The organism is Marinobacter algicola DG893, assembly GCF_000170835.1.
GTDB classification, from domain to species: domain Bacteria; phylum Pseudomonadota; class Gammaproteobacteria; order Pseudomonadales; family Oleiphilaceae; genus Marinobacter; species Marinobacter algicola.
The window spans coordinates 44,273-62,154 of record NZ_ABCP01000020.1; the positions used below are offsets into that span (position 1 = coordinate 44,273).

A 17,882-nucleotide genomic window follows, 5' to 3' on the forward strand; every position below is an offset into this window, starting at 1 on the left:
GATCATCCTTACTTCATCTCGAAGCCCTTACCACGCAGGAAATCCCGCATGTGGGGGCGCAACTTGGATGTAAACAGTGGTTTCAGCTGTTGCGACCAGTTGGTGTCCTTGGTGCCCCCGGTGCGGGCCTGGTAATAGGTGTTCATGGTGGTGTCGAATTCCGCCACCAGTTCCGGATCGCGTTCGCTTTGGTAATAATCCTCTTTGAGGATGGACGCCAGTGGCAGTCTCGGTTTCACCTCGGGTGCCTGGTCCGGATACCCCAGGCACATACCGAACACCGGATATACATGCTCCGGCAGACGTAGTAGCTCGCTCACCTCCGCTGGGTTGTTACGTATGCCCCCGATATAACACAGGCCCAGCCCCGCCGATTCTGCTGCGGTGGCAACGTTCTGGGCCACCAGGGCAGTATCGATGCTGGCCACCAGCAACTGCTCGGTCATCCCGCGGACCACGTCGGCACCTGCCCGTTCAGCCGCATCCGTGGCCCGTTTCATATCCGCGCAGAACACCAGGAAATTCGAACACTCCGCCACGTAGCGCTGGCCACCACTCAACTCGGCCAGGGCCTCTCGGTTCTTCGGATCGACCACATGGATAATGGAGTAGGCCTGCACGTGGCTGGATGTAGCGGCGCTCTGGCCGGCCCGGATCAGTTCCTCGAAGAGTTCGCGGGGAATTCTGCGGTTCTGGAACTTGCGGATCGAACGGTGTGATTTAAGAAGTTCAATGGTGGGATTCATAGCGCCCTTCAGCATGACAACGGAAAGCGCTTATCCTGCCATTGGCGGGCGATGATGGCAAAAAGGCCCCGTAATCATCATTACGGGGCCTTTTTAGAGGTCGAGCGTTTTCTTAGCCAGCGCCTAGCGACGACGGCGAAAGCCCAGGCCGAGCAGACCAAGCCCCATAAGCGCCAGCGTGCCGGGTTCAGGGACTTGCGCAGTCACTTTCACGTCGTCCAGGAAGTTACCGATGGTGCCATCCGGGCTAACGGACGTGAACTTGATGGTCGTTTCCAGGGCATTGGCAATGAAGCTTCCTGAGAAGATGCTCCAACCACTCGTCACATGATCATTCAACAGCGAATCGGTGCTGTTGCCATCGGAAATCAGGGACAACATGAAGCTTTCAGAATTGCTCTGGCGGGCGCGGTAAGCAAAGCTCAGGTCGTAGGTCTGGCCAATGGTGGTATCAATGGTCTGGTAAATGCCAAACGGGCCGTCCATGTCCGGGTGGGCATTCAGCTCGGCGAACTGGTTGCCTTCATAAGCGTTCACGCCATTGAAGCCACTTTCCCAGATCTCGATGTTGCTGCCTGTCCAGCCAGCGACCTGATCAGAGGTAAAAAACTGCCAGGTACCCGTGGTCACGTTGGGGTTTTCGAAACTGCCATTTTCAATCAGGTTGGCGGTTGCCGGAGTGGCGAATGCGAGGCCAGCGGCAAGGATGCCCAGCGTGGCGATACGGTTGATAATGCTCATGTGGCCTTTCCTTAATGGTCATCGGTGTTGATCTGAACCAAGAAGGGCAACATGCAGGCCACTATCAAAAAATCTCTATGAATTCAGGTGCCACGGAGACTTCTGAGTGTAACGTTGAAGGCATCGTGTAAAATATTCTGACAGACCGGCAGGGGGTTCTGGCGGTTACAGGCGCTTCACACAGCTCCCGCAAACTCATACCTGCCTCTTCCTCTGCACGTGTCTCAGTGACCGGTGAATAGGTCACCAGATCGTCCTTGCTGAAGGCCACTCGCCGATCAAGATCATCAGTGCCGTTGTCCACATTCGCCAGCAACGCCGCACAGGCCAGGGTTTTGAAGGTGCTGGTGATGGGAAAACGGTCATCGCCGTGATAGTCCCAGGTTTTTCCAGTCCCGGAATCGTAGAGGGCGACGCCCACGCGTGCGTCCAGGCGCTGCTCCACGGTTTTCACCGCCTCAAGCAATGGGTCGGCATGGACCGAAGACAGCGTGGATGTCATCAATAAAATGGCAAGGACGGGCAGGGCGGAACGCATTTAATCTCCCACTGAGTAAGACAGAATTCGCGACAGGTGGCTGTAGGGCAGGCCGGTTTCCTTGTGCCAGTCGTTGAAGGCCTGCTGTGCCTGCACCAGGGCCTTTTTGCTGCCGGGGCTGGCATCCAGCCGTTCTTCGCGATGCAGCCCGGCAGCCACATCTGACGACAGCACAAAACCATCCCAGCCTACCCGGCGCAGGAAATACTGGGCGGTGTTGCCGCCAAGGCGGGCACCGTGGCGTTTGAACCACATCAGCAGGCCGACTTGATCGTGCGAAGGCCACTGGCTCAGGAAGGCTCCAAATCCACCGTGCTCACGGGCGCCATCCACAATCATCCGGGCGTTGTCCGGCACCGTGCGAATTTTCTGCATGTTGCGCACAATGCGTTCATCCTGTGCCAGTTCTTCTAGCACTTCCGGCGGAACCTGCTGCCAGTACAGCGGTACGAATCCCTTGAAGGCATCTTCAAAACCCGGCCACTTGTTCTCGATCACTCGCCACACGAAACCCGCTTTAAAGACACAGCGGGTAACTTCCGACAGGTAGCGGTCGTCACCCATCGCTTCAAGCTCGCCGGGCTCTGCAACCCGCGGCAGCATGGCGCGTAGCGCGACTTCGCCTCCTTTTCGGGCGGCCGCCTGATTATAAATTCTGGAGAAGGACATGGAGTAACTTCCGAATCCGGTTGTCGGGTTGAAGGCGCGTGGTCCACTATAAGGTAAACGGGTTCATTGAAGGAGCCAAGCTATGCCTCTTATCGGATGGGTTATTGTCCTAGTTGCTTTCGCCCTGATAGTCGGCAGCCTGATGGTGCTGCGTGACAATGCGAACAGCATGAAAATTTCTGATGAAAAGATGAAAAAGATTCAGGAGCGCAAGGCCGAAATCGAGGCGGAGGAGAGCGCGGAAGACCGGGAGCAATGGTAAGCCGCCGACCTCGCCATTATACATTTCACGAAAATTCACATTGTTTTTGAAACGATAGAACAACACCGCCCGTAAATGTGATGGATTTCTCATTTCACGGCAGTTTGGCCACTGGCGAAACTGATCGTGAACAGCCTCCATCCAGAAAACGGGTTTCAGAATGACGGGATACTACGATTACACCCTGGTTGCCGCATCCTTTGTGATTGCGGTACTGGCGTCGTACAGCGCGCTCTACTTCGGCGCACAGCTTGTAACGCTCGAACAGGCAAAAGCCAGACTATGGCTGGTGCTCGGAGCTCTGACGATGGGGACCGGGGTCTGGGTTATGCATTTCGTAGGCATGCAGGCTTATGTGATGCCGATGGAAATGAGCTACGACCTCACCATTACCCTGATTTCCTGGGTTGCCGCTGTGGGTGCCTCGGGACTGGCCCTGCATATCATCGGCAAGGACCGAGCGGGCGCGCTGCAGATCGTCATCGGCAGCCTGTTTATGGGCGGCGGCATTACGTCCATGCATTACGTCGGCATGGCGGCCATGGAGATGGAGCCGGGGATGCGTTACGACCCGGTTTTATTCAGTGCTTCCGTTGTTATTGCGGTCGGGGCCTCGGGTGTGGCCATGTTCATTTGTCGCCGTTTGCAGTCAATACAAGGCCTGAAAGGAACCGCCCTCCAGCTCGGCGCCGCCCTGGCCATGGGCGTGGCTATCTGCGGTATGCACTACACTGGCATGGCCGCCATGATCTATCCTGAAAACGCCATGCCCGCCGCAGATAACCTGCTATCGGGTGATTGGCTGGGAGCTCCTCTGGCCCTGGTCAGTGGTGTGTTGATCCTGATTGCTCTCTATGCCTCCGCCAATGACGTCAAGCAACGCCGGAACGCTGAAATACAGGCGCTGGAGGAATCACAGCGTGTCGAGCGCAAAGCTCTGTACGATTCGACCACCGAACTGCCCAACCGGGCCAGCCTGGCGAATCATCTGGTCAGGGAACTGGCAAGGAGTGAAGCCGACAAACACGCGTTCGCCGTGCTCTACCTGGAGGTTGCCAACCATCGGGAGATTCCCGACAACCAAGCTGAAGACGCAATAGCCGCTCTGGCCAGGAGTGTTAGGGCAGCACTCGATGGAGGAACCTACCTGGCACGCCATTCAACCAGTGCGTTTGTGTTGCTCGTGACAAACCCCGCACACGATAAACACAGAGACATGTATCAGCGCCTTCGCAATCTTCCGACGGAAACAGACGGTGGCGTTACACTTGAACTTCGAGCTGGGCAGAGTGTATTCCCCAATTCAGGTCGTAATAGCCGGATGCTGATGAAAAAAGCGATGGAAACCTTAGAGCTTCGAAAACTGGGGCTCGCCAGTCTGAACGAAGAGGTAAAATCGGCGGATTACTTCGAGGCGCGTTCAGCACTGCCGGAAACATGATGCTGGCGGGTCAACGTCTCCAGTTCAGTTTGCAGCCGGTCCAGCAACTGAGCTCTGACGGTAGGATGCACTCGTGACTCCGGGTAGCAGATGACCAATCGAACGTGGGATATGTGTTCGTCCTTGGGGAAGATAATATTCTCAAGGTCCTGGCCTGAGCGGCTGGCTTGCACCAGATTGCGCTCAGGCTTTTGATCGGAGCCAAGCCGGTCGCCCTCGGAGAAAAAATTCAGACATCTGGATACGTTGGCCGGCACTTCGCGGGGGTTGAACCCCCATTGGGCCGGCAGCGTTCGGCCCAAGCCATCCGCCGCAATGGTCACAACCAGGTCGACTGTGATGTCACGCCGGGCGAGTTCACGCGCCACCTTGATCGCCTCGAACCCGCCCTGACTATAGCCGACGATGGCTATCCTGCGGTTTGCGTCAGCCGCTTCGCTTAAATCGTCCGCGATTGCTTTTGTGGGATGCAAATGGCTGTACATGGTTGTGTCGCGGTAACCGGTTTCCCTCATCATGCGAAGCAGGTGCTTCCGCATAAGGTCATGGCCCATGAGGCCGTGAATCGCCGCCACCTTTGGTTCATTGAAACCCGGTTCAACCGCCGGGTAATCCGGTGCCTGGAAAAAAGGAATGCGTATCATCGACGGCGTTTCTCTCTATTGGGAGGTGCTTTCTATTGGGAGGCGCTTTGATCCACCAGCCGAAGCGCAATACCGATATGTTTCGCCCCGGCTTCAGTGTGGTGGCTGGATCCGAAAAGACTTACCCATTGGCCCGCTTCCAGCAACACCGTTCCCTGCGCGGAACTGGTGCCATCGCGAGTTGTGTATTCACTGGCATAGGTAAGCTGAAACGAACCAGGAGGATTTTCCGCGGGGCTGATCTCGTATCCCATGGAGAGCGCCCGCGAAGCAACAAAGTTACTGTGTTCGGTTGTGACTGCTCCCACCCTCAGAACCCTCGACTCATCCAGAAACTCCGGCAACACATCGCCTGGGGCGCCACCAGGTGTGGTGGCCGGGCACTCACAGTAGCGGATTTCCAGAAGCAAAGGCTTGCTGGCGAGGTAGTCAACCGATGTGGACTGGCCGGCTAACGTCAGGGCAGGCAGGGTGAAAAGTGCTGGCAAGCTGATATTGCGCAATGTCTTCCTTGGCATTTTGGGCTCCTGAAGTCGGTTTACACCACTGGCTCAGACCAAACGGCATACTCATTGCCATTGGGGTCCGAGAAATGAAAACGGCGACCGCCCGGAAATGAAAAAATGCCCTGCACGATGGTGCCACCTGAAGACGTTACTTTGTCGAGGGTGGCTTCCAGGTCCGTGCTGTAGAGGACAATCAGGGCACTGCCGTTGCTCGTGGTGGCGACCTTATCGGATTTGAAGAAGCCACCGTCCAGCCCGGCATTTTCAATGGCAACGTATTCCGGCCCGTAGTCTACAAACGACCAGCCAAACGCGCTGGTAAAGAACCGTTTCGTAACGTCAAGATCCCGTGAAGGGAGCTCAACATAGTTGATCTTTCCGGTTTCTTTCATGTCCTCTGGTCCCCGTCAGCGTCAGTTAGCCGAAGGCAGGTTGCCTCCCAGCATGTTCTCAACCACCGCTGCGTTATAGAAGGCTTCAACTGTCTGGATCTTATCATCGCGCACACGAAACCAGACGGCCAGCCGTACATCCCCAATCGGTTCAAAGTTTGTCCGGTAATCCAGAATCGCGAATACGTGCTCCCCATCTGCACTGAGCTGCCGGAGAACGAGGTCTTTCTGGATGGCGGCCATGCCGAACTGGTAGGACAACATGTCATCCGGACTGAGGAAATGCATGTTCGGCCCCACATATTCAAACCCGTCGGCAACCAGCCACGCTTTTGCCTCATCAAAGCGATGAGCACGGGTATCGGCGATGAACTGCTCCACGACGTCTTTTGGCTGCATGTACAGACTCCATTCCAAAACAGGACGATTTAAATGCCTGGATCTGCGTAGATTGCATTGTTCTACCACCCAGATCAAAGCATAGCGATTATTGTTCTCGTCGTGGAGTCTTAAACCTCATTTAATCCCTGGCATCCCGATGTATCCAGGCAGCGATTTTATACGGTCGATCCAGGCCCGGATGGCTGGGTATCGCTCGAGTGTTACGCCACCTTCCCAGCCGGTTGCAACATAGGGGAACACGGCACAGTCTGCGATGGTGGGCCGGCCCAATGCCAGCCATTGGTGTTCGCTGAGGTGCTTTTCGACCAACGGAAGAACTTTTGCGCTGACGGCCAAGGCCCTTTCCTTGTCCAGCGGGTATCCAAACTTGTCGATCAAACGGGCTGCATTGGGGCCAGCGTGAATCTCGTTGGCGGCAGTCGACAGCCACTGCATGACTTCGCCCTGTTGTGCTGCGCCGTCTGGCCACCATTGGTTGCCGCCGTATTGGCGGGCCAGATACACCAGAATCGCCTGGGAGTCGCGAAGTACAACGCCGTCATCGGCTAACACTGGCACCTGGCCCCAGGGATTGAGTTCGATAAACGGGGATCGTTTATGAGCCCCGCCAGGGAGGTCCACGGGTTCCAGCTCCAGATCAATGCCTGCTAATGCAGCAAACAGACGAACTTTGTAGCAGTTACCGGACAATTCCAGATCGTACAGTTTCATGAGAGATGCTTCCTTTAGGTTAGTGGTCGTTACTGGGGGGCGCGTCAGCATTCGCGGACTCGGGCAGTAACTGATTGAACTCCAGTACGTTCCTGTCGGGATCACGGATAAACAGGGTGATTCGGCGTGGGCCGAGACGATGGATGCCCTCGGTAATGGCAATGCCTGCCTGATCAAGCCAGTCCTTCATTGCGTAAAGATCGTCGACCACAAAGGCAGGGTGGGTCACACCGGGTAGCTTGACGGGCTCGTCCAGCAACACGTTCCGGCCGTGGGGCAAACGCGTGGCGTTGAAGATCAGGTTGATACGCACGCCGTCTGAGGTTTCCATCTCGTTGGCTTCATGCTTATCGAAGCGACGCACCTCCCGAAAGCCCAGCTGCTCGTAGAAAGCAATGGCTTGTTGGCGGTCGCTGACTCGAATACCGACGTGATCGTACTGACGAATCGGCTGAGGTTGTTCCATGGCAGATTAAACTCCGAATGAGTGACTTGGTGTCACCAGTAAACGCCTTCACGCGGATTCAATAAATGCCGTCTACCTGTTAGGATTATTCAGGTTTTTGCACAAATCCCTGCCACACGCTGCGCGGTGCCTGCCGATGGACAAACTCAAAGCCATGAGTACCTTTGTCGCCATTGTGGATCAGGGCAGCCTCTCCGCCGCCGCCGACAAACTGGACCGATCCCCGGCCGCTGTCGTGCGAACCCTTGCCAGTCTGGAGCAGCATCTTGGCGTACGCTTGCTCAATCGCAGCACCCGCCGTATCGCCCTGACCGATGAGGGGCGCGAATACCTCGATCACTGCCGCCGCATTCTCGCGGACATTCAGACCGCAGAGTTCCGACTGGACAGCCGACGCGCCGACCCCGCTGGCAAGCTGACGATCACTGCACCTGTCACGTTTGGTCGCCTGCACATTGCGCCACTACTGAACCAATGGCTAAAACAGAACCCCTCCATGAGCGCGGAACTGATCCTGCTTGATCGCGTTGTCGATGTTATTGAGGAAGGCTTTGATCTGGCCCTGCGTATTGGTCACCTGGCCGACAGCTCACTGGTGGCACGACAGGTCGGCAGTACGCCCTATGTACTCTGTGCGAGCCCTGAACTCATCGAACAACGAGGGCGGCCCAGCCACCCCGAACAGTTATCAGACTGGCCGACCGTGGGGTTCACGCCTGCCGGCGAGGTGTGGCAGTTTCAGGTAAAGGGAGAGCTGTGGGAGCAGCGCATTCGCCCGGTAGTCAGTGCGAACCAGATCGACACTGAACTCGCTGCCGCCCGTGAGGGCCTTGGCATTTGCCGGGTGCTGGCTTATCAGGCCCAGGAGGATTTTGAGCGCGGCACCCTGGTGCCGGTGTTGACGGAATACAATGCTCCGGCGTTGCCGGTGCAGTTGGTGTTTCCGCACAGCCGCTTGCTATCACCACGAGTGCGGCAATTTTTGGATGCCGTGGTGGGGCCTTTGCAGGAAAGGCTCAGTGGGATGGCTGGCAACAAGTATCAATGACGACACGGCGCACAATTTCCAATTCCTCCTATGCTCTAATCATAGGCTAGGAGTGTCTAGTAGACCGGGGTAAGTCCAATCATAGGCCAGGAGTGTCTAGTAGACCGGGGTAAGTCCAGAACGAACTGCAACAATTGGTTAGGCATGCTCACGTTTAGACAAACAGTTCACGGACAGGGATGAAAGGTCTCCCTGTCTCTGCCGCTCGTCGAACTTTTGCTTCCAAAACATCTACTACGGACAGCCTTCGTCTGAGCATTTCCGACAAGTCAAAGCCGTCCATGCATACGATCCGCTTTCCCTTACCGAAAGCCTGAAGGCCGTCGCTGGAAAAACCACTGTTACTCAAGAATAAACCTCGGGACCAGAACGCCTTCTGGCTTAACTTACCTTCAAAGGTGTGTAGGTCCGCGGCTCCAGTCGGCGCGTTTTGCCATTTTGCTTCCAATAGGTAAGTTTCTTTATTCAATACGAAACTGCCATCTATCTGCTCGCCTATGAGACGAAACGAAGAGCGCGCAGAGAGTCCGTAAGCATCAAACAGGTCTTTTAGAAACCGCTCAAAAGCGAACCCGCGATTCTGTGGGGCTAGATCTGCTAGTTCAATAAGTTGGGAGAAGATACGCTGGCTTAGATTTTCATCAATTTGAACTTGTACTTCCTCATCCTTTGGCTGAGCCACAGGTTCACTATGTCCTCCCAGCCTTCGGATGATTTGCTTTAGAAGTTTTTCTGCAGAATCTGGAATAGGTTCATCTGAATAGATCTCCCAACCTTCGCGCAGACCGTTCAAAAACAGCAAGACTTGTTCATCCGTTGCCAGCCGCCAAAATGAACGTGTTCTGTGAGCTTTTGAACCAGACGCTTGATCGTAGTAGGAGTCGTAGATCGAAACGCCGACAACTTCTCTGAAAAAGTCATCGAATGTACGGTTTGAAAAACCAAGCACGTAGCCACTCGACATGCCTAGCTCACGCTCTAACTTCTGCTTTTCTATCAGACTGAGACTACTCATTCATTTTGCCTAACAGCAGTTATATGGACCATGACTAAGCGTAGATAGCGATTGGGAGAATCTGAATCGCAGGCCCTTCGATTTCCATTGTGAGTTCGGGAATGTCAAATCCTTGGGTTGTACCCAACGCCGCAAATTGTTGAAAAACCTGCTCTAATATATGGCTTGGCATCCGGCTTAAGGCTGTCTTCCTGATCAGATTGATCGATTCTGACGCGTCGCTAATACTTCTCACAACCTTTCCAACAACCTTAAATTCCCCATCAACTAGGTCCGACATAACCGGGTCGTTTAGATAAAGTGACTCCACCGTGATTACGGCCTTGTGACCAGAGGGTAGATCACTTGCAGTCAAATCTACCGTGTTCCCGGATTTCAAAGCCTGAGAAAACTCTTCCATCTGTTTTTTGAGCTGGACGTTTTCATTAGGTTTTCCCTTTCCAGCTTTCCCTCCTTTACCATTATTCGGGGACTTGTCTTCAAACAAGACAGCCATCGACATCATTTCAGTCATCGTATCCATGATTTCGATGATGGGGTTTCGCTTGAGCTTTACGGTGAACTCAACGATTTGCCCAGCGTTGATGTGGCTCCCTTCATCGATTTGCTGAAGCAGTTTCTTTTCAGAAAGCGTGGTTCTCAACTGGTAAAAGAGCGAGGCTGGGGTATGGACGCGCTCCTCTTGAATAGAGTTATTGGTAGATGACTTATCCGACGTCTCTACTTCGGCTTTCAAGCCGATTTTAAAAAGAGATGATAGTGCCTCGCTCAAACCCAACGATGCAGATGCTGTACCAACTGATCCTGACTCACCGCCGTCTTGTTTGGTAACCGCAGTTACAGTTGAGATCCCTCCTTGAAGCATCGCAAGTAGGTCGAAAACCATCCTCTGATTGAGATAAACCGGGACTATCAGGTCATTCATAGTTCAATTTCCATATAACGCCAGCCATAAACGGCGCCCTGACAAGGGCGTCCGGCGACCGTAGGGAGCGAATTTGATGGCTTTGTTAGCTGCGAACTACCGAACCGGAATGAAACCCGATCTTTGGCAACCAACATGACAGCCTGCTCCGTTTCTTTGGGGCACAAGCCTTAGCCAATGCACCTTGATAAAAACCACTACAGACGATGCGGTGAACGAACCTGAACTTCAGAGTAGCAGGTAAGCAAGGAACCAGGTTTCGGCGGACAGCCCCGCACGGTGAACACCCAAGCTTTTACCAACACCGCTGACCGACTGAGCTGCCAATCTGACAGCGGATTCTGACGGCCTTGGCAGAACACCGAAATTTCCGGTTTTACTGCCCGCCTGCGGCCAAGGCCCGATGGCACCCAGCCACTAAAAAGTGCAACGCACTACACAGCTAACGCTGAGCTTAGCGGCGCCCTTGTAATGGAGGCGAAGCCGCAATGAAAAGGGCGTCCGGCGGCCATCGGCCGCGTACTACAGCGACTGGTTAGAAGCCGGTTCACCAGTTGGTTTCCGTTCCGCCCCCACAACCCGCATGCGAACGCCAGAGAAGCCCCGCACCTGCTCACGATCCGGCACCGATACAAACCACCAAACTACCCGACCCGTTTCGAATTTGCGGCGAATTGCCCCACAACCTGGGCACCCTGATGATAAACCGATAGAAGCGGAAACTGGCTTCCAGTTTGGACGACGATGTTGCTGGCCTTGGCAACGACGCGAAACCAAAAACTACCACGCAATTTTCCGCCAAGGCCCATGCACCCAACCACCAATAAATTACCAGAGCCTTGGCTTATAACAGCAGTTAGACCGACGTCACAGTGATTGCGAAAATGTGACCGCTTCATGATTCCATCAAATCGCAATGTGTTCGTGCGCTAACGACCAAGATTAACAACAGCTTAGCCTACACCTCTCCATGCCGCCATGTAATATCGAGGCAGTCAACGTTCTCCCAATCATATCGACTTCACGCTCCGGTTCAGAGGCAGTCGTTTAGTAGCAGGCTGGTTGTCTGCACACAAAAAAAGCGCCGTACTCAAAGAGCAGGGCGCTTTCTCAATAAAGGCGGGCTTACGCTTTCGGCCCGGCCTCTACGATGGCGTCGGAAACATCAAACTTCTTGAAGTTTTCCACGAACTGGCCAATCAGTTCGGCGGCCTTGGCGTCGTAGTCTTCCTTGCTGGCCCAGGTGTTGCGCGGGTTCAGCAGATTGTTGTCTACGCCCGGTACGTCAACCGGCACGTCCACGTTCAGGGTGGGCAGGTGCTCGGTCTCGGCATCGTCCAGGTCGCCGTTCTGGATGGCGGCGATGATGCCACGGGTGGTGGGGATGCTGAATCGCTCGCCCACGCCGTAGGGGCCGCCGGTCCAGCCGGTGTTCACCAGGAAGACCTTGCTGCCAAACTCATCCATGCGCTTCATCAGCAGCTCGGCGTAGACGCCGGCCGGGCGCGGGAAAAACGGTGCGCCGAAGCAGGTGGAGAAGGTGGCTTTCAGCTTGGAAGAAGAGCCCATTTCGGTGGAGCCCACCAGCGCGGTGTAGCCACTGAGGAAGTGGTAAGCCGCGGCTTCCTTGCTGAGGATGGACACAGGCGGCAGTACGCCGGTCATGTCGCAGGTCAGGAAGACAATGTGTGACGGCTCGCCGGCGCGGTTCTCAATAACGCGCTTCTCAACATGCTCCAGCGGGTAGGCGCAGCGGGAGTTTTCGGTGAGGGAGACGTCGGTATAGTCCGGTTCGCGGGTTTCCGGGTCGATGGTGACGTTCTCAACGATGGCACCAAAGCGGATGGCGTCCCAGATGATGGGTTCGTTTTTCTGGCTCAGGTCGATGCACTTGGCGTAGCAGCCGCCTTCAATGTTGAAGACGGTGCCTGGGCCCCAGCCGTGCTCATCGTCGCCGATCAGGAAGCGATCAGGGTCTGCAGAGAGGGTGGTCTTGCCGGTGCCGGAGAGGCCAAAGAACAGGCAGGTTTCGCCGTCTTCGCCGACGTTGGCGGAGCAGTGCATCGGCAGCACGTCTTTTTCCGGCAGCAGGAAGTTCTGCACGGAGAACATGGCCTTTTTCATTTCGCCGGCGTAGTGCATGCCTGCCAGCAGTACCTTGCGCTTGGCAAAGTTGATGATCACGCAGCCGTTGCTGTTGGTGCCGTCACGCTCGGGCACGCACTCGAAGTTGGCGGCGTTGAGGATCTGCCATTCCTGCTTGTCAGCCGGGTTGAAGCTATCCGGGCGAATGAACAGATTCTGGCCGAACAGGTTCTGCCAGGCGGTTTCGGTGGTCATGCGTACCGGCAGGTAATGTTCCGGGTCAGAGCCGACGTGTACCTGGCTTACAAAGCTGTCTTTCTCGGCGATGTAGGCTTCAACGCGATCCCAGAGGGCATCAAACTTGTCCGCGTCGAACGGGCGGTTGATGGGGCCCCAATGGATATCGTCAGAGGTGCTGGGCTCTTCGACGATGTAGCGGTCTTTCGGGGACCGGCCTGTACGTTCACCGGTTTTGACCACCAGGGAACCATTTGCGGCCAGTTGGCCCTCGCGTCTTTCCAGTGCCTGCTCAACCAGTTGTGCTGCACTCAGATCATTATAAGTGTTACTCACTTCGACCTCGCCCTCGGGATGTGATCGTGATTGCTCAGGCCGTCCCCCCTAAAAATTGACGGAAATCTGAGCAATCGGGTCAATTCAGGCGCGCTATTATGCCAGAGACGCCGGTAAAAAACGACTGCCCCGGAAGCCGCTCTACGACTGGCTTCCGGGCCATTCAGCCGGGTGTTCAGTGTAACGTATGGCCGGTGAAAAGGTGATCAATATCATTTCTATCGAAGCGATAGTGTTGATGACAGAACTGGCAGTCCATTTCGATGGAGCCCTGTTCGTCGAGGATACTATAGCACTCCTCCTTACCGATGGATTCCAGGGCTCCCAGGGTTCGCTCCCGCGAACAGCTGCAGCGGAAGGCGACGGGTTCGGCATCGAACAGGCGAACGGTCTCTTCGTTGAACAGGCGATGGAGTACGGTCTCGCTGTCCAGGGTCAGTAGTTCTTCGGCTTCCACGGTGCTGGCCAGGTGATTAAGGCGATCCCAAAGATCGGAATCCTGTTCAGTGTCGCCGGGTAGTTTCTGCAGCATCAGGCCGGCGCTGCAGTTTTCATCGGCAAACAGGAAGAAGCTGGTGGGGATCTGCTCGGAGCGTTCGAAGTATTCTTCCAGGCAGCCGGCCAGGTTCTCCTCTTCCCGGGGCACCACGCCCTGGTAGCGTTGGCCTTTGTCCGGGGAGATGGTGATAGCCATGCGGCCTTCGCCCAGCAGCGCATTCAGGGAGTCCTCGGTCACGGCGTGTTCGTCGTAACGGGCCAGGCCGCGGATAAAACGATCATGGCTGCACTCGGCCATCAGCGTACGCAACGGGCCGTCGCCCTGGGCTTGCAGGGATAGGGTGCCTTCGAACTTGAGCGTACTGCTCATCAGCACACTGGCCACCAGGGACTCCCCCAGCATGCGCCGCACGGAGGCGGGATAGGGTGCCTGGCTGCCTATTTCGCTGTAGCTGTCGTTCAGCTTCACCCAGGCTCCCCGGACCTGGCTGTCTTCAAAAATAAATCGCTGGAACTGGTCCCGGGATGCCATTGGTATTTCTCCTGAGCGTTAAAGTCGGAAACGGTGATCATGGGGGCGGAAAACAGGAATGCTAGAGCCCGTTCTGTTCCCGGAAGCGTTGTATGTCCCGGCGGTCTTTCTTGGAAGGCCGTCGGGCCGGGGGTAGCTGCGCCGCCTGCATGGTTTTGCGCTGCCACGAGAGTTCTTCCCGGCGTTTCACGCTGTCGTCGGTTTCGTGATAAAGCTTCTGGGCTTCGGGAGCGCCCCGGCGCCGGTCACTGAGGTCGTCCACCACCACAATGCGTTCCTGCCAGCCCAGCCGCAGGGTAACTTTGGCGCCGGGCTCCACCAGTTTTCCGGGTTTGGTTCGCTGGCTGTTGTAGTGAACCTTGCCCCCTTCGATGGCTTGCTTGGCGAGGTTGCGGGTTTTGTAGAAGCGTGCTGCCCACAGCCATTTGTCGAGTCTTACGCGGGTGTCGTCAGTGGTGGTTGCCGTCATGTCTCCTCACCTGATGAGCGTATACGCATAGTATAGCTGGCTCACTGGCCGGATGGCAGGGGTTGGCGTTGACGCAGTGCCGGCAGTATTTCATCAAAATGATGGATCGAGGGGATGTCCGGGTGCCGGTCGCGGGCGGGTTGCCTGCTGTCTGGTGCCAGAATGGCAAGGCATTGGGCGATGCCAGCGGTGCGGGCGCTTTCCAGTACCGGGAAGCTGTCGTCCACCATCAAGGTGGCGGCAGGCTGATAGGCTTCCAGCCCGGCGAGGTCCTGCCAGAAGGCGGGGTCTTCCTTGGGCTTGCCCAGTTGGTGGCTCGAGATGATGTTGTCTACCCGGCTGTCCAGGCCGGTGCGCTGCAGCTTCAGGCTGAGGGGGTCGGGATGGCAGTTGGTGACGATCACCGAGCGCAGGCCGGTGTCACGGACAGCATCTAGAAAATCCGTCACATGGGGCCGGTAGCCAATGCGTTCGCCCACTTCGGCCTTGAGCCCGGTGATGTCCATATCCAGCCGGTCGCTCCAGTAGTCGGTGCAATACCAGTTCAGGGACCCACGTTCGGCCATGATCATTGGGATGATGGTGTCGCGGGCTTCTTCCGGGCTAAGGTTGTTGTACTCGGCGTAACGCCTGGGCAGGTGCTCAAGCCAGAAATGGTTGTCGAAATGCAGGTCGAGCAGTGTTCCGTCCATATCCAGGAACACCGTCTCAAGGGAGTGCCAGTTCACCATAAACAAAAACAGCCTGAAGTTGGTTAAACGTCAGGCTGCCGAAGAATGCACAAATTGGCAAGGCGGGTTTTTACGGATCAGTTACCGCTTTGTTCAATAGGCTGTTGCTTCCTGCCGGTGCGAGTACAGCCGAGGCAGCGAACAAAGGTGGCTTTGGCCGGGCCAACAACCAGGACCTCGCCGGCTTCCGCCGCGTTACCACCCAGTGCGGAGAACGGCAGGGACACCAGGTAAACCACGCTTCCCACGATGGTGGTGGCAAACAGGGCCGGGCGAACAAACAGCGCATCGCCTGTCATTGCCAGTGCTGAGGGCTCTTCGTCAATGGCTTGGGCGTGGCCGACGGAGGAAAAAGCCAGCAGGCAAACCGCTACGGCTGTAATAACGATGTGGGAAATCTTACCGGTCATTTCTTGTTTCTCCTGAGCTTACCTTAGCTTGTCGGCGTTCTGATCTGGCCGATGGTCGTCCTGCCTCTGGGTGGCTGACGATACATATACCGCACAGTGTAGCTTACGATTATGGATACTCTGTTAACTATGAATCATATTTGCGTATTTTCAAACGATTTTTCTGTTTCATTAGTTGTCTGGCCGCCGTTCAGCGCTGGCATTTCCCGCAGTAAACCGTCGAGCGCTGGTTCATCCGGATTTCCTTCAGCGGATGGCCGCATTCGCGGCAGAACTCGCCATTGCGTCCATACACCAGCAGTGACTGGGCAAAATAGCCCGGTTTGCCATCGCTGTTCACAAAGTCCCGCAGGGTGGTTCCACCCATGAGGATGGCAGCGCTAAGGGTTTCGCGAATGGCTTCCACCAGGCGGTTGTAGCGGTCCAGGCTGATGCGGCCGGCAGCGCGGCGGGGATGGATGCCAGCCTTAAACAGGGCTTCGTTCGCATAGATGTTGCCGACGCCCACCACCACATGGTTGTCCATGATGAAGGGCTTCACTGGAGTCTTCTTGCTCCGTGAGAGTCGATAGAGCAGGCGCCCATTGAACTCCGGTGCCAGGGGTTCTGGCCCCAGGCTGGCGAGCAGTGGATGCTGGTCCGGTGTTTCGGACCAGAGCCAGCAACCAAAACGGCGGGGGTCGTTGAAGCGTAGGCGAATGCCGTTGTCGAGTGTCAGTTCCACGTGGTCATGAAGTAGGGGGGCGCTCTGATCGGTGATCACCCGCAGGCTGCCGGACATGCCCAGGTGCACGATCAATGTTCCGGCAGCGTTGGCCGAGCTTACGCCTATCAGTAAGTATTTGGCCCGGCGGTCCACAGTGTGGATCACCGAGCCTTCGATCAGTTCCGCGAGATTGCCCGGCACGGGCCAACGCAGTCGGCCATCGCGCACGGTCACCTGGGTGATGGTGCGGTTTTCACAATGGGGGGCGATGCCGCGTCGGGTGGTTTCTACTTCGGGCAATTCGGGCAAAGGGATATACTCCAGCGGCACGGGCGGTAACGGATAAGTGTAATCGGTAACAAATTCGCATCCAAATGCGGTTGTTCGGGCTAACAACTGTACGCTAAAGTGGTTCAATACGGTTGTCGGGCAGTGCCGGACCCGGATTTCGAACGAGGAAAACTCTATGTGGTACAACGGTCTTCTGGACCTTTCGGTGATGCAGCTGATTCTGGTTGCGCTGGGGCTTACCCACATCACAATTATCAGCGTTACCCTTTACCTGCATCGTCATTCTGCCCACAACTCGCTGGATCTGCATCCGGTGCTGGCGCATTTTTTCCGCTTCTGGCTGTGGCTGACCACAGCCCAGAACACCAAGCAGTGGACGGCGATCCACCGTAAACACCACGCCAAGTGCGAAACCGAGGAAGATCCTCACAGCCCGGTGGTTCTGGGCATTCGCAAGGTACTGTTTGAAGGTGCCGAGCTGTATGACGAGGCCGGTACACCGGAAACGCTGGAGCGTTATGGCCAGCGCACTCCGGAAGACTGGGTCGAGAACAACGTGTATAGCCGCTACAAGTTGCTGGGTATTCAACTGATGGCGGTGATTGATTTGCTGCTGTTCGGTGTTCACGGCATCTGGATCTGGGCGCTGCAGATGATGTGGATTCCGGTCTGGGCGGCCGGCGTGGTCAATGGCATTGGGCACTTTATGGGTTATCGCAATTTCGAGTGCAGCGATAATGCCCGCAACATTTCGCCCTGGGGTATCCTGATCGGTGGCGAGGAGTTGCACAATAATCACCACACCTATCCCAATTCCTCCAAGCTGTCTCGCCGTTGGTACGAGGTGGATGTTGGCTGGGGTTATATCCGCCTGTTCCAGTTCTTCCGGCTGGCGAATCCCAAGGGCTTCAAGCCGATCGCGCATTATGTGCCCGGTAAGCAGGAAGTGGATGTGGAGACGGTTCAGGCCATTACCAACAGCCGGTTCGATATTATGCGTCAGTATCGCAAGCGGGTGATGGAGCCGGTGTTGCGTCAGCAGAAGGCTGTGATGGATGAGGAGATTCGTCCGCGTTATCGC

Annotated in this window: 22 protein-coding genes; 4 read left to right on the top strand and 18 right to left on the bottom strand. The window is 56.0% G+C overall.

Annotated elements, in window-relative coordinates; translation table 11 throughout:
- Positions 1 to 8: 8 nt before the first annotated feature.
- From nfsA to MDG893_RS12980, 4 genes are all read right to left on the bottom strand, one after another.
- The gene (gene nfsA / locus MDG893_RS12965; RefSeq protein WP_040474588.1) at positions 9 to 746 is read right to left on the bottom strand and encodes an oxygen-insensitive NADPH nitroreductase; all 738 of its coding nucleotides are present in this window, start codon (positions 744 to 746) and stop codon (positions 9 to 11) included.
- 123 nt (positions 747 to 869) lie between these two features.
- Positions 870 to 1,487, bottom strand: coding sequence for a PEP-CTERM sorting domain-containing protein (locus MDG893_RS12970; RefSeq protein ID WP_007154245.1), 618 nt, complete (start codon positions 1,485 to 1,487; stop codon positions 870 to 872).
- Positions 1,488 to 1,551: 64 nt separating this feature from the next.
- Positions 1,552 to 2,025 carry a hydrolase gene (locus MDG893_RS12975; protein ID WP_007154246.1) on the bottom strand — a complete coding sequence of 158 codons (474 nt, stop codon included), beginning with the start codon at positions 2,023 to 2,025 and terminating at the stop codon, positions 1,552 to 1,554.
- On the bottom strand, positions 2,026 to 2,694 hold the full coding sequence (locus tag MDG893_RS12980) for a DNA-3-methyladenine glycosylase I (RefSeq protein WP_007154247.1): 669 nt from the start codon (positions 2,692 to 2,694) through the stop codon (positions 2,026 to 2,028). It lies immediately after the preceding gene.
- Positions 2,695 to 2,776: 82 nt separating this feature from the next.
- On the opposite strand from MDG893_RS12980, the gene MDG893_RS12985 reads away from it, so the two are divergent.
- Both MDG893_RS12985 and MDG893_RS12990 read left to right on the top strand, forming a co-directional pair.
- Complete coding sequence (locus tag MDG893_RS12985) at positions 2,777 to 2,956, top strand: DUF2897 family protein (protein WP_007154248.1); 180 nt, start codon at positions 2,777 to 2,779, stop codon at positions 2,954 to 2,956.
- Positions 2,957 to 3,116: 160 nt separating this feature from the next.
- Positions 3,117 to 4,397 (top strand): MHYT domain-containing protein, encoded by a 1,281-nt coding sequence (locus MDG893_RS12990; RefSeq protein ID WP_007154249.1) that lies wholly within the window; start codon positions 3,117 to 3,119, stop codon positions 4,395 to 4,397.
- Here MDG893_RS12990 and MDG893_RS12995 read toward each other — a convergent pair.
- The 6 genes from MDG893_RS12995 to MDG893_RS13020 form a co-directional block, all read right to left on the bottom strand.
- Positions 4,361 to 5,041 (bottom strand): lipase family protein, encoded by a 681-nt coding sequence (locus MDG893_RS12995; RefSeq protein ID WP_007154250.1) that lies wholly within the window; start codon positions 5,039 to 5,041, stop codon positions 4,361 to 4,363. The two genes, MDG893_RS12990 and MDG893_RS12995, sit on opposite strands and share 37 nt — an antisense overlap.
- Before the next feature lie 32 nt (positions 5,042 to 5,073).
- Entirely contained in the window at positions 5,074 to 5,559 is a 486-nt protein-coding gene (locus MDG893_RS13000) for a hypothetical protein (RefSeq protein ID WP_007154251.1), read from the bottom strand.
- Positions 5,560 to 5,579: 20 nt separating this feature from the next.
- On the bottom strand, positions 5,580 to 5,939 hold the full coding sequence (locus MDG893_RS13005; RefSeq protein ID WP_007154252.1) for a VOC family protein: 360 nt from the start codon (positions 5,937 to 5,939) through the stop codon (positions 5,580 to 5,582).
- Positions 5,940 to 5,960: 21 nt separating this feature from the next.
- Positions 5,961 to 6,338 carry a nuclear transport factor 2 family protein gene (locus MDG893_RS13010; protein WP_007154253.1) on the bottom strand — a complete coding sequence of 126 codons (378 nt, stop codon included), beginning with the start codon at positions 6,336 to 6,338 and terminating at the stop codon, positions 5,961 to 5,963.
- Between the two features lie 117 nt (positions 6,339 to 6,455).
- Positions 6,456 to 7,052: a glutathione S-transferase family protein gene (locus MDG893_RS13015; RefSeq protein WP_007154254.1), complete on the bottom strand. Its 597-nt coding sequence runs from the start codon at positions 7,050 to 7,052 to the stop codon at positions 6,456 to 6,458.
- Between the two features lie 19 nt (positions 7,053 to 7,071).
- Entirely contained in the window at positions 7,072 to 7,518 is a 447-nt protein-coding gene (locus MDG893_RS13020) for a VOC family protein (RefSeq protein ID WP_007154255.1), read from the bottom strand.
- A gap of 136 nt (positions 7,519 to 7,654) precedes the next feature.
- On the opposite strand from MDG893_RS13020, the gene MDG893_RS13025 reads away from it, so the two are divergent.
- Positions 7,655 to 8,566, top strand: a complete 912-nt coding sequence (locus MDG893_RS13025; RefSeq protein ID WP_007154256.1) for a LysR family transcriptional regulator — start codon at positions 7,655 to 7,657, stop codon at positions 8,564 to 8,566.
- A gap of 154 nt (positions 8,567 to 8,720) precedes the next feature.
- On the opposite strand, the gene MDG893_RS13030 is transcribed toward MDG893_RS13025, so the two are convergent.
- The 8 genes from MDG893_RS13030 to mutM form a co-directional block, all read right to left on the bottom strand.
- A complete protein-coding gene (locus MDG893_RS13030; protein ID WP_007154257.1) occupies positions 8,721 to 9,581 on the bottom strand; it encodes a restriction endonuclease in 861 nt (286 codons plus the stop codon).
- A 34-nt stretch (positions 9,582 to 9,615) separates the two neighbouring features.
- Positions 9,616 to 10,506 carry a DUF6414 family protein gene (locus tag MDG893_RS13035; protein ID WP_007154258.1) on the bottom strand — a complete coding sequence of 297 codons (891 nt, stop codon included), beginning with the start codon at positions 10,504 to 10,506 and terminating at the stop codon, positions 9,616 to 9,618.
- Between the two features lie 1,125 nt (positions 10,507 to 11,631).
- A complete protein-coding gene (locus MDG893_RS13040; protein ID WP_007154259.1) occupies positions 11,632 to 13,164 on the bottom strand; it encodes a phosphoenolpyruvate carboxykinase in 1,533 nt (510 codons plus the stop codon).
- A 175-nt stretch (positions 13,165 to 13,339) separates the two neighbouring features.
- Positions 13,340 to 14,194 carry an Hsp33 family molecular chaperone HslO gene (gene hslO, locus MDG893_RS13045; protein WP_007154260.1) on the bottom strand — a complete coding sequence of 285 codons (855 nt, stop codon included), beginning with the start codon at positions 14,192 to 14,194 and terminating at the stop codon, positions 13,340 to 13,342.
- Positions 14,195 to 14,255: 61 nt separating this feature from the next.
- Positions 14,256 to 14,663 carry a ribosome-associated heat shock protein Hsp15 gene (gene hslR / locus MDG893_RS13050; RefSeq protein ID WP_007154261.1) on the bottom strand — a complete coding sequence of 136 codons (408 nt, stop codon included), beginning with the start codon at positions 14,661 to 14,663 and terminating at the stop codon, positions 14,256 to 14,258.
- A 41-nt stretch (positions 14,664 to 14,704) separates the two neighbouring features.
- Positions 14,705 to 15,394 (bottom strand): GMP/IMP nucleotidase, encoded by a 690-nt coding sequence (gene yrfG / locus MDG893_RS13055; RefSeq protein ID WP_007154262.1) that lies wholly within the window; start codon positions 15,392 to 15,394, stop codon positions 14,705 to 14,707.
- A gap of 77 nt (positions 15,395 to 15,471) precedes the next feature.
- Complete coding sequence (locus MDG893_RS13060) at positions 15,472 to 15,804, bottom strand: hypothetical protein (RefSeq protein ID WP_007154263.1); 333 nt, start codon at positions 15,802 to 15,804, stop codon at positions 15,472 to 15,474.
- A gap of 190 nt (positions 15,805 to 15,994) precedes the next feature.
- Positions 15,995 to 16,819: a bifunctional DNA-formamidopyrimidine glycosylase/DNA-(apurinic or apyrimidinic site) lyase gene (mutM, locus tag MDG893_RS13065; protein ID WP_007154264.1), complete on the bottom strand. Its 825-nt coding sequence runs from the start codon at positions 16,817 to 16,819 to the stop codon at positions 15,995 to 15,997.
- A 157-nt stretch (positions 16,820 to 16,976) separates the two neighbouring features.
- Between mutM and MDG893_RS13070 the strand changes: the two genes are divergently transcribed.
- A partial coding sequence (locus tag MDG893_RS13070; RefSeq protein ID WP_007154265.1) for a DesA family fatty acid desaturase occupies positions 16,977 to 17,882 on the top strand: 906 nt, incomplete at its 3' end.

Excerpts from the sequence above, each read along its gene's own strand:
- MDG893_RS13005 (WP_007154252.1), bottom strand. The coding sequence starts at position 5,939 with ATGAAAGAAACCGGAAAGATCAACTATGTTGAGCTCCCTTCACGGGAT.
- MDG893_RS13010 (WP_007154253.1), bottom strand. The coding sequence starts at position 6,338 with ATGCAGCCAAAAGACGTCGTGGAGCAGTTCATCGCCGATACCCGTGCT.
- hslO (WP_007154260.1), bottom strand. The coding sequence starts at position 14,194 with ATGGCATCCCGGGACCAGTTCCAGCGATTTATTTTTGAAGACAGCCAG.
- yrfG (WP_007154262.1), bottom strand. The coding sequence starts at position 15,394 with ATGGTGAACTGGCACTCCCTTGAGACGGTGTTCCTGGATATGGACGGA.
- MDG893_RS12990 (WP_007154249.1), top strand. The coding sequence starts at position 3,117 with ATGACGGGATACTACGATTACACCCTGGTTGCCGCATCCTTTGTGATT.
- MDG893_RS13025 (WP_007154256.1), top strand. The coding sequence starts at position 7,655 with ATGGACAAACTCAAAGCCATGAGTACCTTTGTCGCCATTGTGGATCAG.
- MDG893_RS13020 (WP_007154255.1), bottom strand. The coding sequence starts at position 7,518 with ATGGAACAACCTCAGCCGATTCGTCAGTACGATCACGTCGGTATTCGA.
- MDG893_RS12970 (WP_007154245.1), bottom strand. The coding sequence starts at position 1,487 with ATGAGCATTATCAACCGTATCGCCACGCTGGGCATCCTTGCCGCTGGC.
- MDG893_RS13015 (WP_007154254.1), bottom strand. The coding sequence starts at position 7,052 with ATGAAACTGTACGATCTGGAATTGTCCGGTAACTGCTACAAAGTTCGT.
- MDG893_RS13000 (WP_007154251.1), bottom strand. The coding sequence starts at position 5,559 with ATGCCAAGGAAGACATTGCGCAATATCAGCTTGCCAGCACTTTTCACC.
- MDG893_RS12995 (WP_007154250.1), bottom strand. The coding sequence starts at position 5,041 with ATGATACGCATTCCTTTTTTCCAGGCACCGGATTACCCGGCGGTTGAA.
- hslR (WP_007154261.1), bottom strand. The coding sequence starts at position 14,663 with ATGACGGCAACCACCACTGACGACACCCGCGTAAGACTCGACAAATGG.
- MDG893_RS13030 (WP_007154257.1), bottom strand. The coding sequence starts at position 9,581 with ATGAGTAGTCTCAGTCTGATAGAAAAGCAGAAGTTAGAGCGTGAGCTA.
- nfsA (WP_040474588.1), bottom strand. The coding sequence starts at position 746 with ATGAATCCCACCATTGAACTTCTTAAATCACACCGTTCGATCCGCAAG.
- MDG893_RS12985 (WP_007154248.1), top strand. The coding sequence starts at position 2,777 with ATGCCTCTTATCGGATGGGTTATTGTCCTAGTTGCTTTCGCCCTGATA.
- MDG893_RS12980 (WP_007154247.1), bottom strand. The coding sequence starts at position 2,694 with ATGTCCTTCTCCAGAATTTATAATCAGGCGGCCGCCCGAAAAGGAGGC.
- MDG893_RS13060 (WP_007154263.1), bottom strand. The coding sequence starts at position 15,804 with ATGACCGGTAAGATTTCCCACATCGTTATTACAGCCGTAGCGGTTTGC.
- MDG893_RS13035 (WP_007154258.1), bottom strand. The coding sequence starts at position 10,506 with ATGAATGACCTGATAGTCCCGGTTTATCTCAATCAGAGGATGGTTTTC.
- MDG893_RS12975 (WP_007154246.1), bottom strand. The coding sequence starts at position 2,025 with ATGCGTTCCGCCCTGCCCGTCCTTGCCATTTTATTGATGACATCCACG.